Source organism: Pseudomonas kielensis, from assembly GCF_014236655.1.
Taxonomy (GTDB): Bacteria; Pseudomonadota; Gammaproteobacteria; order Pseudomonadales; family Pseudomonadaceae; genus Aquipseudomonas; species Aquipseudomonas kielensis.
In genome coordinates, this window is record NZ_JACMYG010000009.1 from 109,967 (window position 1) to 123,014 (window position 13,048).

General features: G+C 61.3%; 11 protein-coding genes. 10 read left to right on the top strand and 1 reads right to left on the bottom strand.

The features are described from left to right. Nucleotides 1-5 precede the first annotated feature (5 nt). The 10 genes from rlmN to H7995_RS11685 all read left to right on the top strand — a co-directional run bounded on the left by rlmN (nt 6) and on the right by H7995_RS11685 (nt 10,901). Nucleotides 6-1,154: a dual-specificity RNA methyltransferase RlmN gene (gene rlmN / locus H7995_RS11640; protein WP_166593060.1), complete on the top strand. Its 1,149-nt coding sequence runs from the start codon at nt 6-8 to the stop codon at nt 1,152-1,154. Nucleotides 1,155-1,166: 12 nt separating this feature from the next. Next, on the top strand, nt 1,167-1,925 hold the full coding sequence (pilW, locus tag H7995_RS11645; RefSeq protein ID WP_185818391.1) for a type IV pilus biogenesis/stability protein PilW: 759 nt from the start codon (nt 1,167-1,169) through the stop codon (nt 1,923-1,925). Then, nucleotides 1,925-2,923, top strand: a complete 999-nt coding sequence (locus H7995_RS11650) for a RodZ domain-containing protein (protein ID WP_182342174.1) — start codon at nt 1,925-1,927, stop codon at nt 2,921-2,923. The genes pilW and H7995_RS11650 overlap by 1 nt, the downstream gene beginning before the upstream one ends. A gap of 3 nt (nt 2,924-2,926) precedes the next feature. Then, nucleotides 2,927-4,036 carry a flavodoxin-dependent (E)-4-hydroxy-3-methylbut-2-enyl-diphosphate synthase gene (gene ispG, locus H7995_RS11655; RefSeq protein WP_095166042.1) on the top strand — a complete coding sequence of 370 codons (1,110 nt, stop codon included), beginning with the start codon at nt 2,927-2,929 and terminating at the stop codon, nt 4,034-4,036. A 22-nt stretch (nt 4,037-4,058) separates the two neighbouring features. Beyond that, entirely contained in the window at nt 4,059-5,348 is a 1,290-nt protein-coding gene (gene hisS / locus H7995_RS11660; RefSeq protein WP_166593063.1) for a histidine--tRNA ligase, read from the top strand. A 40-nt stretch (nt 5,349-5,388) separates the two neighbouring features. After that, a complete protein-coding gene (locus H7995_RS11665; RefSeq protein WP_185818392.1) occupies nt 5,389-6,030 on the top strand; it encodes a tetratricopeptide repeat protein in 642 nt (213 codons plus the stop codon). Then, on the top strand, nt 6,023-7,174 hold the full coding sequence (gene bamB / locus H7995_RS11670; RefSeq protein WP_095166036.1) for an outer membrane protein assembly factor BamB: 1,152 nt from the start codon (nt 6,023-6,025) through the stop codon (nt 7,172-7,174). The genes H7995_RS11665 and bamB overlap by 8 nt, the downstream gene beginning before the upstream one ends. Nucleotides 7,175-7,386: 212 nt before the next feature. Next, complete coding sequence (gene der, locus H7995_RS11675) at nt 7,387-8,850, top strand: ribosome biogenesis GTPase Der (RefSeq protein ID WP_166592548.1); 1,464 nt, start codon at nt 7,387-7,389, stop codon at nt 8,848-8,850. Nucleotides 8,851-8,973: 123 nt separating this feature from the next. Then, nucleotides 8,974-10,122 carry a pyridoxal phosphate-dependent aminotransferase gene (locus H7995_RS11680; RefSeq protein ID WP_185818393.1) on the top strand — a complete coding sequence of 383 codons (1,149 nt, stop codon included), beginning with the start codon at nt 8,974-8,976 and terminating at the stop codon, nt 10,120-10,122. After that, complete coding sequence (locus H7995_RS11685; protein ID WP_185818394.1) at nt 10,110-10,901, top strand: amidohydrolase; 792 nt, start codon at nt 10,110-10,112, stop codon at nt 10,899-10,901. Before H7995_RS11680 ends, H7995_RS11685 begins: the two co-directional genes overlap by 13 nt. 134 nt (nt 10,902-11,035) lie before the next feature. On the opposite strand, the gene leuA is transcribed toward H7995_RS11685, so the two are convergent. Beyond that, nucleotides 11,036-12,715, bottom strand: a complete 1,680-nt coding sequence (gene leuA / locus H7995_RS11690) for a 2-isopropylmalate synthase (protein WP_166592551.1) — start codon at nt 12,713-12,715, stop codon at nt 11,036-11,038. Nucleotides 12,716-13,048 lie beyond the last annotated feature (333 nt).

The following is a 13,048-nucleotide window of genomic DNA, read 5'->3' on the forward strand; positions in this document are numbered from 1 at the left end:
AATCCATGACTACATCGACTGTTAAAACTAACCTGCTGGGTCTGACTCAGCTGGAAATGGAAAAATTCTTCGACTCAATCGGGGAGAAGCGTTTCCGTGCCGGTCAGGTAATGAAATGGATTCACCACTTTGGCGTCGACGATTTCGACGCCATGACGAACGTCAGCAAGGCCCTGCGCGACAAGCTCAAGGCCATTGCCGAAGTTCGCGGTCCCGAAGTGGTCAGCGAGGACATTTCCAGCGACGGCACCCGTAAGTGGGTGGTGCGCGTGGCGTCCGGCAGCTGTGTCGAGACCGTGTACATTCCCCAGGGCAAACGCGGCACCTTGTGCGTTTCGTCCCAGGCAGGCTGTGCCCTGGACTGCAGTTTCTGCTCCACCGGCAAGCAAGGCTTCAATAGCAACCTCACCGCCGCCGAAGTCATCGGCCAGGTGTGGATTGCCAATAAATCGTTTGGCAGCATCCCGGCGACCGCCGACCGTGCCATCACCAACGTGGTGATGATGGGCATGGGTGAGCCGCTGCTGAACTTCGACAACGTCATCGCTGCCATGCACCTGATGATGGACGACCTGGGCTACGGCATCTCCAAGCGCCGCGTGACCCTGTCGACCTCCGGCGTGGTGCCGATGATCGACGAGCTGTCCAAGCACATCGACGTGTCCCTGGCGTTGTCGCTGCACGCACCCAACGACGCATTGCGTAACCAATTGGTACCGATCAACAAGAAGTATCCGCTTAAGATGCTCCTCGAGTCGTGCCAGCGCTACATGTCGTCCCTGGGCGAAAAACGTGTGTTGACCATCGAGTACACCTTGCTCAAAGACATCAATGACAAGGTCGAACACGCGGTGGAAATGATCGAGTTGCTCAAGAACATCCCGTGCAAGATCAACCTGATCCCGTTCAACCCGTTCCCGCATTCCGGTTACGAGCGGCCGAGCAACAACGCTATCCGGCGTTTCCAGGATCAACTGCATCACGCTGGTTTCAACGTCACCGTGCGCACCACCCGCGGCGAAGACATCGATGCCGCTTGTGGTCAATTGGTCGGGCAGGTGCTGGATCGCACCCGCCGTAGCGAACGTTACATTGCTGTGCGGGAATTGAACGCCGACAGCGATCTGGCGCAAGACGCTGCGAATCGTACCTAAGAGAGGATCTCTATGTCCCTGCGCGTTGCGCTGCTCCTGCTGTTGGCCAGCCTCTCGGCTGGCTGCGTCTCATCGGGTGATTTCAATCCAATGCAGACCAGCAAGGGCCGTGACGAGGCGCGAGTAGCCTATGTGCAGTTGGGCATGGGCTACCTGCGCCAGGGCATGACCGAGCAGGCGAAAGTCCCGCTGCGCAAAGCCCTGGAACTCGACAGCAATGACGCCGATGCCAACGCCGCCCTGGGCTTGGTGTTCCAGATGGAAATGGAGCCGGAACTGGCCGAGCAGCACTTTCGCAAGGCCCTCGCAGCCCGCCCGGGCAATGCGCGGATCCTCAACAACTACGGCAGCTTTCTCTTTGAAGAGAAACGTTACAAAGAAGCCTACGAGCGCTTTCAACAGGCCGCTGCCGATAGCCTTTATCCTGAACGTTCGCGGGTCTTCGAGAACCTGGGCATGACGGCCGCGATGCTCGGCGAGCGTGATCTGGCCCGGCAACAGCTGGAAAAAGCCCTGCGCCTGAACCGCCAGCAACCACGGGCGTTGCTGGAAATGGCTGAGTTGTCCTTCGAAGACAGGCATTATGTGCCCTCGCGTGACTATTACGACCGTTTTAGCCTGCTCGCCGAGCAAAATGCACGTAGTCTATGGCTCGGCGTTCGGCTGGCCAGTGTGTTCGAAGATCGCGACAAGGCCGCCAGTCTGGGCCTGCAATTAAAACGACTCTATCCCGGTACGCCGGAATATCAGCAATACCTGTCGGAGCAATGATGAAAGCGGCGCATCCCGAAGTTGTAGCAGCGACTCGCGTAAACCCCGGAGAGACCTTGCGTCAGGGCCGCGAAAGCAATGGTTGGTCGTTGGCTGAAGTGGCGGTAAAGCTCAATCTCACCGTGATTTCCCTGGGTAACCTGGAAGCTGGCGCGTTCGACAAGTTGCCAGGGCATACCTTTGCCCGTGGCTACATCCGTGCCTATGCCAAATTGCTCGGCATGGACCAGGCCATCCTGGTCCAGCAGTTCGACCAGCACACCGGCACCGACGCCCAGGGCAGCAACGTTCATAGCCTGGGACGTATCGAGGAGCCCAGCCGTATTTCCCATACCATCCTGCGCATTGTCAGCCTGCTGTTGCTGATTGCGGTCGTGGGTGGCGGTTTTGTCTGGTGGCAGGATCAAACCTCGCTGCGCACCAAGGACCTGATCGGCCTGAACCCGGAGCACGTCGAAGTCGAAGGCGCCGACGGCACCACCCAGATCCATCCGCTGGACGAGCCGGAAGACCAGGCCGTCGTCGAAGCCCAGACCGAAAGCACCACCCCGCTGACCTTGCCTGAGGGTGCCTCCGTGGCCCCGAGCGCGGAAACTTCCCAGGCCCCGGTGGCAACACCTGCCGCGCCTGCGGTTGCCGTGCCAGCCACTCCGGCAGCGCCAGTTGCCCCGGTTGCGCCCGTGGCACCGGCACCCGTGGTCAGCGCGCCGGTAGTGCCTGTTGCGCCTGCCCCGGTGGCAACCACGCCGGTGGCCGGCTCTGGCCAGGTCCGGATCCAGTATGTGTCCGACTGCTGGACGCAGGTTTCCGACGGCAATGGCAAAGTGCTGTTCAGCGGTCTGAAACGCAAGGGCGAAACCGTCGACGTCAGCGGCAAGCCACCCTTTGCCGTCCGCCTGGGCTTTGCCCGCGGCGCGCAAGTCAGCTACAACGGACAGGCTGTCGATGTAGCTCCGTTCACCAGTGGCGAGACTGCTCGCCTGAAGTTGGGTCAATAAGTCATGCACGGCGAATCTCCAATCAAACGTCGCGAATCCCGCAAGATCTGGGTCGGTTCGGTACCGGTGGGCGGTGATGCGCCTATCGCTGTGCAGAGCATGACCAACAGCGACACCAACGATGTTGCCGCCACCGTGGCCCAGATCAACCGTCTGGAAGCCGCTGGCGTCGACATCGTGCGGGTTTCCGTCCCGGACATGGATGCTGCTGAAGCCTTCGGTCGGATCAAGCAGTTGGTGAAGGTGCCGCTGGTGGCCGACATTCACTTCGACTACAAGATCGCCCTGCGGGTCGCTGAACTGGGTGTCGACTGCCTGCGGATCAACCCGGGCAACATCGGTCGTGAAGACCGCGTGCGTGCGGTGGTCGATGCCGCCCGCGACCGTGGGATCCCGATCCGTATCGGGGTCAACGCCGGTTCCCTGGAAAAAGACCTGCAAAAGAAATATGGCGAGCCAACGCCGGCGGCGCTGGTGGAGTCGGCCTTGCGCCACGTCGAGCACCTTGAGCGCCTGAATTTCCAGGACTTCAAGGTCAGCGTGAAGGCCTCCGACGTGTTCATGGCCGTCGAAGCCTACCGCTTGCTGGCCAAGGAAATCGTCCAGCCGTTGCACCTGGGCATCACCGAGGCCGGTGGATTGCGTTCAGGCACAGTGAAATCCGCGGTGGGCCTCGGTATGCTGCTCGCCGAAGGGATTGGCGATACTATCCGCATCTCGCTGGCGGCTGATCCCGTCGAGGAAGTGAAAGTCGGCTACGACATCCTCAAGTCCCTGCACCTGCGTTCCCGTGGCATCAACTTCATCGCCTGCCCGAGCTGCTCGCGGCAGAACTTCGATGTGGTCAAGACCATGAACGAGCTGGAAGGGCGCCTCGAAGATCTGCTGGTGCCGCTGGATGTTGCGGTCATCGGCTGCGTGGTCAACGGTCCTGGCGAAGCCAAGGAGGCCCACATCGGCCTCACTGGCGGCACGCCGAACCTGATCTACATCGACGGCAAGCCGGCGCAGAAACTGACGAATGACAATCTGGTGGATGAGCTGGAACGGCTGATCCGCCAGAAGGCGGCCGAAAAGGTCGAAGCCGACGCAGCGCTGATCGCTCGCGGCTGATCAACCGAATTAAGGAATTTTTGTGAGCAAGTCTCTGCAAGCCATCCGTGGCATGAACGACATCCTGCCCGAACAGACCCCACTGTGGCGTTATTTCGAAGGCACCGTTTCGCGTCTGCTGGATAACTACGGTTACAAGCAGATCCGCATGCCGATCGTCGAGTTCACCGAGCTGTTCAAGCGCTCTATCGGTGAAGTGACCGATATCGTCGAAAAAGAGATGTACACCTTCGAGGACCGCAACGGCGATTCCCTGACCTTGCGTCCCGAAGGCACCGCAGCCTGCGTGCGGGCTGTGCTGGAGCACGGCATCACCGGCGGTGGCCAGGTACAGAAACTCTGGTACATCGGCCCGATGTTCCGCCACGAGCGTCCACAGAAAGGCCGCTATCGCCAGTTCCACCAGATTGGTGTCGAAGTGTTCAACCTCGACGGTCCGGACATCGACGCCGAGCTGATCGTGCTGACCTGGCGCCTGTGGGGCGAGCTGGGGATCCGCGACGCGGTCAAGCTCGAGCTCAACAGCCTGGGCACCAGCGAGTCCCGTGGGCGTTACCGCGAGGCGCTGGTCGAGTACCTCTCGGCGCGCCTGGACCAACTGGACGAAGACAGCCAGCGTCGTCTCAAGACCAACCCGCTGCGCGTGCTCGACACCAAGAACGCCGATACCCAGGCGGTACTGGTCGACGCACCGAAGATGGCCGACTACCTGGATGACGAATCGCGCGCGCACTTCGAAGGCCTCAAGGCCCGCCTGGACGCCGCCGGCATTCCTTATGTGATCAATCCCAAGCTGGTACGCGGGCTGGACTACTACAGCAAGACCGTATTCGAGTGGGTCACCGACAAGCTCGGCGCCCAGGGCACCGTGTGCGCGGGCGGCCGTTACGACGGTCTGGTCGAGCAGATGGGCGGCAAGCCGACCACCGGCGTGGGTTTCGCCATGGGCATCGAGCGCCTGGTGTTGCTGCTGGAAACCCTGGAGCAGATCCCGCAAGAGATTTCCCGGCAGGTCGACGTCTACCTGTGCGCCTTCGGCGAGGCTGCCGAACTGGCCGCCCTGACCCTGAGCGAGCGGGTGCGTGACCAGTTGCCCAACCTGCGCCTGCAAGTGAACGCCGGCGCCGGCAGCTTCAAAAGCCAGTTCAAGAAAGCCGACAAGAGCGGTGCGCTGTATGCACTGATCCTCGGTGACGACGAGATGGCCCAGCAAGTGGTAGGTTTCAAACCCCTGCGTGGCCAGGGCGAACAACAAAGCATTGCCTGGGACGCGCTTGCCGCTCACCTGGCCACCTGCGTCGTGCAGGGTTGAAGCTGTCAAACAGCCGATTTAGCGAATAAGGAGTATTGGGGTGTCGAGTACCGAAGATGAACAGCTGGCGGATTTGAAGGACTGGTGGACGCGCAACGGTAAACCCCTGGTCGCTGGCGGCCTGTTGGCGCTGGTCATCGTGTTCGGCTGGCAGGCGTTCCAGAAGTATCAGAGCAACCAGTCGCAAGGCGCCTCGATGCTCTACCAGCAACTGCTGGAAACCACGCTGACCCCGGACGGCAAGCCTGACGCGGCCCGTGTTGCGGACCTCGCCAACAAGCTCAACAGCGAGTTCGGTGGTACTGCCTACGCGCAGTACGGTCGCCTGTTCGTGGCCAAGGTTGCGGTCGACAGCGGTAAGCTCGACGACGCTGCCAACGAACTCAAGGCCGTGGCCGACAAGCCAGTCAACCCGACCCTGGGCGAAGTGGCGCGTCAGCGTCTGGCCCAGGTGCTGGCGGCGCAGAACAAGACCGACGAAGCCCTGAAGCTGCTCGAAGGCGATGCGGACAAGGCCTTCCTGGCCACTCGCGAGGAACTCAAGGGTGACCTGCTGGTCCAGTTGGGTCGTACCGACGAAGCCCATGCGGCCTACCAGAAAGCCAAGGCGGCGCTGTCGGATGAAGCGGCAGTCGGTGGCCTACAAATCAAGCTGGACGACCTGGCCAAAGGGGATGCGTGACGTGATTCGTTGGAAACATGCAGCATTGCTGGCTCTGGCCGTCCTGGCCGCGGGTTGCAGCAGCAACAGCAAAAAAGAACTGCCACCGGCCGAACTGGTCGACTTCAAGGAAGAAGTGGTCCTGCAAAAGCAGTGGAGTCGTTCGATCGGTGACGGTCAGGGCGAAACCTACAACATGCTGGTGCCGGCCATCGACGGCGATACCATCTATGCCGGTGACGTGAATGGCACGGTCATGGCGATGGATCGCGGCAACGGTGACGTCAAGTGGGAGAAAGACCTCGAGCTGCCAGTTTCCGGCGCCGTGGGCGTGGGTTACGGGCTGGTCATGGTCGGTACCCTCAAGGGTGAAGTGATTGCCCTGGACGCCATCAACGGTGAAGAAAAATGGCGTGCCCGGGTCACCAGCGAAGTGCTGGCCCCGCCTGCCAACAACGGTGATGTGGTCGTGGTGCAAACCCAGGACGATCGCCTGATCGGCCTGGACGCCGCCACCGGCAACCAGCGTTGGTTGTACGACAGCACCCCGGCGGTCCTGACCCTGCGTGGCACCAGTGCGCCGATCGTGACCAACCGCCTGGCGCTGGCCGGTCTGTCGACCGGTAAAGTGGTGGCGCTGAACATCAACAACGGCGTGCCGATGTGGGAAACGCGTGTAGCGATCCCGCAGGGCCGTTCCGAGTTGGATCGCGTAGTCGACATCGACGGTGGCCTGCTGTTGTCCGGCGGCACCCTGTATGTCGCCAGCTACCAGGGTCGCGTTGCGGCACTGGACCTGGAGAGCGGTCGTCAGCTGTGGCAGCGTGATGCCTCCAGCTACGCCGGTGTCGCTCAAGGTTTCGGCAACGTTTATGTGAGTCTGTCTTCGGGTACCGTTGAAGGCGTCGACGAACGTTCCACCACAGCCTTGTGGAGCAACGATTCGCTGGCCCGTCGTCAACTGTCGGCCCCGGAAGTGTTCTCCAGCTACGTTGCAGTCGGTGACCTGGAAGGTTACCTGCACCTGTTGAGTCAGGTGGATGGCCGTTTCGTCGGCCGTGAACGCATCGACAGCGACGGCCTTCGTGCCCGTCCGCTGGTGGTGGGTGACACGATTTATGTGTATGGCAACAGCGGCAAACTGGAAGCGCTGACCATCAAGTAAGAACTATGCTTGGGGTTGAACCCCCAGGCGGCTTCACCTGTGGGAGCGAGCTTGCTCGCGATGGACGTCAACGATGACGCGTAGAGCCTGTAGATACGTGGTGTTGTAACGTTTTTCGCGAGCAAGCTCGCTCCCACAGTGCTGCCCCCGAGCACCAGCCGCTGCCTCGCAGCGGCTTTTGTATTTTCTGAAATAACGAAGTGGAGAGCCGCATGGTTCCCGTAATCGCCCTGGTGGGCCGACCGAACGTCGGCAAATCCACCATGTTCAACCGCCTGACCAAAAGCCGCGACGCTATTGTCGGCGACCTTTCCGGTCTGACCCGTGATCGCCAATACGGTGAGGCAAAGTGGCAAGGGCGCTCCTATATCCTGGTCGACACCGGCGGTATTTCCGGTGACGAACACGGCATGGACGAAAAGATGGCCGAGCAGTCGCTGCTGGCCATCGAAGAAGCCGATGTCGTTCTGTTCCTGGTAGACGCCAAGGCGGGTTTCACCGCCGCTGACCAGATGATTGCCGAGCACTTGCGCAAGCGCAACAAACGCTCCCTGTTGGTCGCCAACAAGATCGACAACATCGATCCGGAAATGGCCCGTGCTGAATTTGCTCCCCTGGGCATGGGCCACGCCATTGGCGTTGCCGGTGCACAAGGTCGCGGTGTCAACACCCTGCTGGAAGCCGCCCTCGCCGAATTCCCGCGTGACACCGAAGAAGAGGATCTGAACGCCAACGTCGCCGAAGGCGAAGAAGCGGTACGGATTCCTGGCCCGAGCGAAAAAGATGGCATCAAGATCGCCATCATCGGTCGGCCGAACGTCGGCAAGTCGACCCTGGTCAATCGCATGCTCGGCGAAGACCGAGTCATCGTCTACGACGAGCCGGGCACGACTCGCGACAGTATCTACATCCCGTTCGAGCGTAACGACGAGAAGTACACGCTGATCGACACCGCGGGTGTGCGCAAGCGCGGCAAGATCAACGAGGAAGTCGAAAAGTTCTCGGTGGTCAAGACCCTGCAAGCGATCAAAGACGCCAACGTGGTGATCTTTGTGATGGACGCCCGTGAAGGTGTGGTCGACCACGACCTGAACCTGCTGGGCTTTGCCCTGGAGGCCGGTCGCGCCATCGTCATCGCGCTGAACAAGTGGGACGGCATGACGTCGTCGGAGCGTGACTTCGTGAAGATCGAGCTGGAGCGTCGGTTGTTCTTCGTCGACTTCGCCGACATCCACTTCATCTCGGCCCTGCACGGCACTGGCGTGGGCAACCTGTACCAGTCGGTACAGAACTCGTTCAAGTCGGCGATCACTCGCTGGCCGACCAACCGCCTGACCCAGATCCTCGAAGACGCCGTTGGCGAGCACGCGCCGCCGATGGTCAACAACCGCCGGATCAAGCTGCGCTACGCCCACTTGGGGGGTGCCAACCCGCCGCTGATCGTGATCCACGGTAACCAGGTCGAGAAGGTTCCGAACTCGTACGTGCGTTACCTGGAAAACACCTACCGCCGTGTGCTGAAGCTGGTTGGTACGCCGATCCGCATCGAGTTCAAGGGTGGCGAGAACCCGTACGAGGCGAACAAGAACACGCTCACCGACCGTCAGGTCAACAAGAAGCGTCGTTTGATGTCGCACCACAAGAAAGCCGATAAGAAACGCCGCGACAAGCGTTGATTGCCGCTGCTGTGCAACATCGGAAAGGGCGCCTGCGGGCGCCCTTTTTCGTGTCTGGTGTTTGCGCTATCCTCGGGCTCTCCCGCGCCGTTGTCAGCGCGAGCGTCCAGTAGGGAACACTTGATGATCACCAGCAAGTTGCCGAATGTCGGCATCACTATCTTCACCCAGATGTCCCAGCTCGCGGCTTCGAGCGGCGCGCTCAACCTGTCCCAGGGCTTCCCCGATTTCGACGGCCCGCAAGCCCTGCGCGATGCACTGGGGTGGCACGTGGCCAATGGACACAACCAGTATTGCCCCATGACAGGCCTGCCGGCATTGCGCCAGCAAGTGGCGGCGAAGATCGCCCGCAGCTATGGGGTCAGCGTTGATGCCGAAGACGAGGTGACAATCACCCCGGGTGCCACCCAGGCGATCTTCTGCGCGATCCAGGCGGTGATCCACAGCGGTGACGAGGTCATCGTCTTTGACCCGGCCTATGACAGCTATGAGCCCTCGGTCGCCCTGGCCGGCGGACGCTGCGTGCATGTGCAACTGGCGGCGAACGACTTCGCGATCGATTTCCAGGCCCTCAAGGATGCGCTCAGCCCGCGTACGCGAATGATCATCCTCAACTCGCCGCACAACCCCAGTGGTGCGCTGATTTCCCGCGCCGAGCTTGAGCAGTTGGCCGAACTGATCCGTGACCGCGACATCTACCTGGTCAGCGACGAGGTCTATGAGCACCTGGTGTACGACGGCGTGCCCCATGCCAGCGTGCTGGCCCATCAAGAGCTGTATCAACGGGCCTTTGTGGTCAGCTCGTTCGGCAAGACCTACCACGTCACCGGCTGGAAGACCGGCTACGTGGTGGCGCCACCGGCCCTCACGGCAGAGCTGCGCAAGGTGCACCAGTACGTCAGCTTCTGCGGCGTGACCCCATTGCAGTACGCGCTGGCCGACTACATGGCGGCCCATCCGGAACACGTCGAACAACTGCCAGCCTTCTATCAGGGCAAGCGTGACCTGTTCTGCGATCTGCTGCTGCCATCGCGATTCAGCTTTACCCGGGTCACCGGGACTTATTTCCAACTGGTCGATTACTCGCAGATTCGCCCGGACCTGAACGATGTCGACATGGCCGTCTGGATGACCCGTGAGCACGGCGTGGCCGCTATTCCGGTGTCGGTGTTCTACCAGAACCCACCGCAGGAACAACGCCTGGTGCGCCTGTGTTTTGCCAAGCGAGAGGAGACGCTGCGTGAGGCGGCGGAAAAACTATGCGTGATCTGAGCAATCTACCCAACCTCAACCTGGCACTGATCCAGACCACGCTGGCCTGGCACGACCGCCAGGCGAACTTCGAACACTTCGAACTGTTGCTGGAACAGGCGCTCGGCGCGGACCTGATCATCCTGCCGGAGATGTTCACCACGGGTTTTTCCATGGAATCGGCCACCCTCGCCGAAGCGGAAAACGGCCCGACCAGCAAATGGCTGCGGGCCCAGGCGGCGAAGCTGGATGCAGTGATCACCGGCAGCATCATCGTCCAGGCCGCCGATGGCAGCCATCGCAACCGCCTGCTGTGGGCGCGGCCCGATGGTGAAGTCTGGCACTACGACAAGCGTCACCTGTTCCGCATGGCGGGCGAACACAATCACTTCACGCCCGGCGAGCGCCAGGTGCAGTTCGAACTCAAGGGATGGCGCATACGCCCGTTGATTTGCTACGACCTGCGCTTCCCGGTGTGGAGTCGCGATCCCCAGGACACCGACCTGCTGCTGTACACCGCCAACTGGCCGGGCGCGCGCCGCCAGCACTGGAATCGCCTGTTGCCGGCCCGGGCCATCGAGAACCTGTGCTACGTCGCGGCGGTGAACCGCGTGGGTACCGATGGCAAGGGCTTTGCCTACACCGGCGACAGCCAGGTGCTGGACTTCCAGGGCGAGACCCTGCTCAGCGCCGGCGAGGCCGATGGGGTGTTCCAGGTGGTGCTCGACGCGGCCGAACTGGCCGCCTACCGCACGCGATTCCCGGCGAACCTGGATGCCGATACCTTTGAGTTCACCTGAGTTGATTGTTGCCTGACAGACCGTCATCGCGAGCCTGCTCGCGATGGCGGACCTCCTACTGGCGCATAAACATCAGGCAAATAAGAAGGCCCCGAGGTTCTCACCGCGGGGCCTTTTGTCTTGCGCTCAGCCTGTTACGCCGCTTTGGCCTGTGGCTGGCTCAGGGAGCGGTTCAGCGCGCTGAACAGGGCCTTGAAGCTGGCGGTGGTGATGTTTTCATCGATGCCCACGCCATGCACCGCACGTTCGCCGTTCACTCGCAGTTCAATGTAGGCCGCGGCCTTGGCATTGGTGCCGGCGCCGATGGCGTGTTCGTTGTAGTCCATGATCTCCACCGGGATCGGCAAACCGGCCACCAGGGCTTCCAGGGCGCCATTGCCCTTGCCGCGCCAGTGCAGGTTGGTTTCGCCCTGGCCCTTGCTCGAGACTTCCACTTCCACGGCGCTGTGGCCGTTTTCTTCCTGCAGGCGATGGCTGACCAGCGCGTACGGGGTGTTGGCCTGCAAGTACTCGCTGTGCAACAGGGCGTGGATCTGTTGGGCGGTCATCTCGAGGCCCAGGCGATCGGTCTCGCGTTGCACTACCTGGCTGAACTCGATCTGCATGCGGCGCGGCAAGTTGATGCCGTATTCCTGTTCCAGCAGGTAGGCGATCCCGCCCTTGCCGGACTGGCTGTTGACGCGGATCACCGCCTCGTAGCTGCGACCGATGTCGGCCGGGTCGATCGGCAAGTACGGTACTTCCCACAGGGCGTCCGGCTGCTGCTGGGCGAAGCCCTTGCGGATGGCATCCTGGTGGGAGCCGGAGAACGCGGTGTGCACCAGGTCGCCGACATACGGGTGACGTGGGTGTACGGCAATCTGGTTGCACTCTTCGACGACTTTGCGCACGCCGTCGATGTCGGAGAAGTCCAGCTCAGGGTTCACGCCCTGGGTGTAGAGGTTCAAGGCCACGGTGACCAGGTCGACGTTACCGGTGCGCTCGCCGTTGCCGAACAGGCAGCCTTCGACACGGTCGGCGCCGGCCATCAGGCCCAGCTCGGTGGCGGCAACGCCAGTGCCACGGTCGTTGTGGGTGTGCAGGCTGATGAGCACGCTGTCACGACGGTTGATGTGGCGGCCGAACCACTCGATCTGGTCGGCGTAGATGTTCGGCGTGGCGCACTCGACGGTGGCAGGCAGGTTGAGGATCATCTTGTGTTCCGGCGTCGGGTTCCAGACCTCGATCACCGCGTCACAGACTTCCTTGGCGAACTCCAGCTCAGTGGCGCTGAAGGTCTCTGGCGAGTATTCGAACGTCCACTCGGTCTCTGGCTGCTGGGCGGCGTACTTGACGAACAGCTTGGCCGCGCTGACCGCGATTTCCTTGATGCCGTCCTTGTCCTGATTGAAGACGATCCGGCGGAAGGACGGGGAGGTGGCGTTGTAGAGGTGAACGATGGCCTTTTTCGCCCCACGCAGGGATTCGAAAGTGCGGGCGATCAAGTCTTCACGGCCCTGGGTCAACACCTGGATGGTGGTGTCGTCCGGGATGTGGCCGTCTTCGATCAAGGTCCGCACGAAGTCGAAATCGGTTTGCGAAGCGGCCGGGAAGGAGGCTTCGATTTCCTTCACGCCCACCTGGACCAGGGTTTTCCAGAAGCGCAGCTTTTTCACCGCATCCATCGGCTCGATCAGCGACTGGTTGCCATCGCGCAGGTCGGAGCTGCACCAGATCGGCGCGGACGTGATGGTCTTCGACGGCCAGGTGCGATCAGGAATGTCGATGGTCGGGAACGCGCGGTATTTCGAAGACGGGTCTTTGAGCATGCTCATCTGGGAATCCTTATTCTGTTGTTGGCCGAAAAGAGGCGGCCTGCCGGTGGATCACTGTTGCGTTGGATAAATCTTGGGGCGAGGCGCTGCGATTCAGCCCGGCAGTCGTGCGCTGACGAGGCACAGGCTGCGGTGCTGGCGAAGCTGAATGAGGGTGTGAGAGGTTTTCATGCCTTCAACCCTAACCGCGACGGGAAAAGATGGCAAGCAGTCGGAAAACTTTGATAGGAATACTCGAAAAGCCACTTTTATCGAGATTTTATTGCGGGTTGTTTTGAAAATTATCTGGATGTTTGCGTAGGGTTGGAGCAATGCGCAATTGAAGGCTGGCGG

What these genes read in the sequence shown, in the direction of transcription:
- H7995_RS11685 (WP_185818394.1), top strand. Translation starts at nt 10,110, where the DNA reads ATGCGTGATCTGAGCAATCTACCCAACCTCAACCTGGCACTGATCCAG.
- H7995_RS11650 (WP_182342174.1), top strand. Translation starts at nt 1,925, where the DNA reads ATGAAAGCGGCGCATCCCGAAGTTGTAGCAGCGACTCGCGTAAACCCC.
- pilW (WP_185818391.1), top strand. Translation starts at nt 1,167, where the DNA reads ATGTCCCTGCGCGTTGCGCTGCTCCTGCTGTTGGCCAGCCTCTCGGCT.
- der (WP_166592548.1), top strand. Translation starts at nt 7,387, where the DNA reads ATGGTTCCCGTAATCGCCCTGGTGGGCCGACCGAACGTCGGCAAATCC.
- H7995_RS11680 (WP_185818393.1), top strand. Translation starts at nt 8,974, where the DNA reads ATGATCACCAGCAAGTTGCCGAATGTCGGCATCACTATCTTCACCCAG.
- ispG (WP_095166042.1), top strand. Translation starts at nt 2,927, where the DNA reads ATGCACGGCGAATCTCCAATCAAACGTCGCGAATCCCGCAAGATCTGG.
- leuA (WP_166592551.1), bottom strand. Translation starts at nt 12,715, where the DNA reads ATGAGCATGCTCAAAGACCCGTCTTCGAAATACCGCGCGTTCCCGACC.
- bamB (WP_095166036.1), top strand. Translation starts at nt 6,023, where the DNA reads ATGCGTGACGTGATTCGTTGGAAACATGCAGCATTGCTGGCTCTGGCC.
- rlmN (WP_166593060.1), top strand. Translation starts at nt 6, where the DNA reads ATGACTACATCGACTGTTAAAACTAACCTGCTGGGTCTGACTCAGCTG.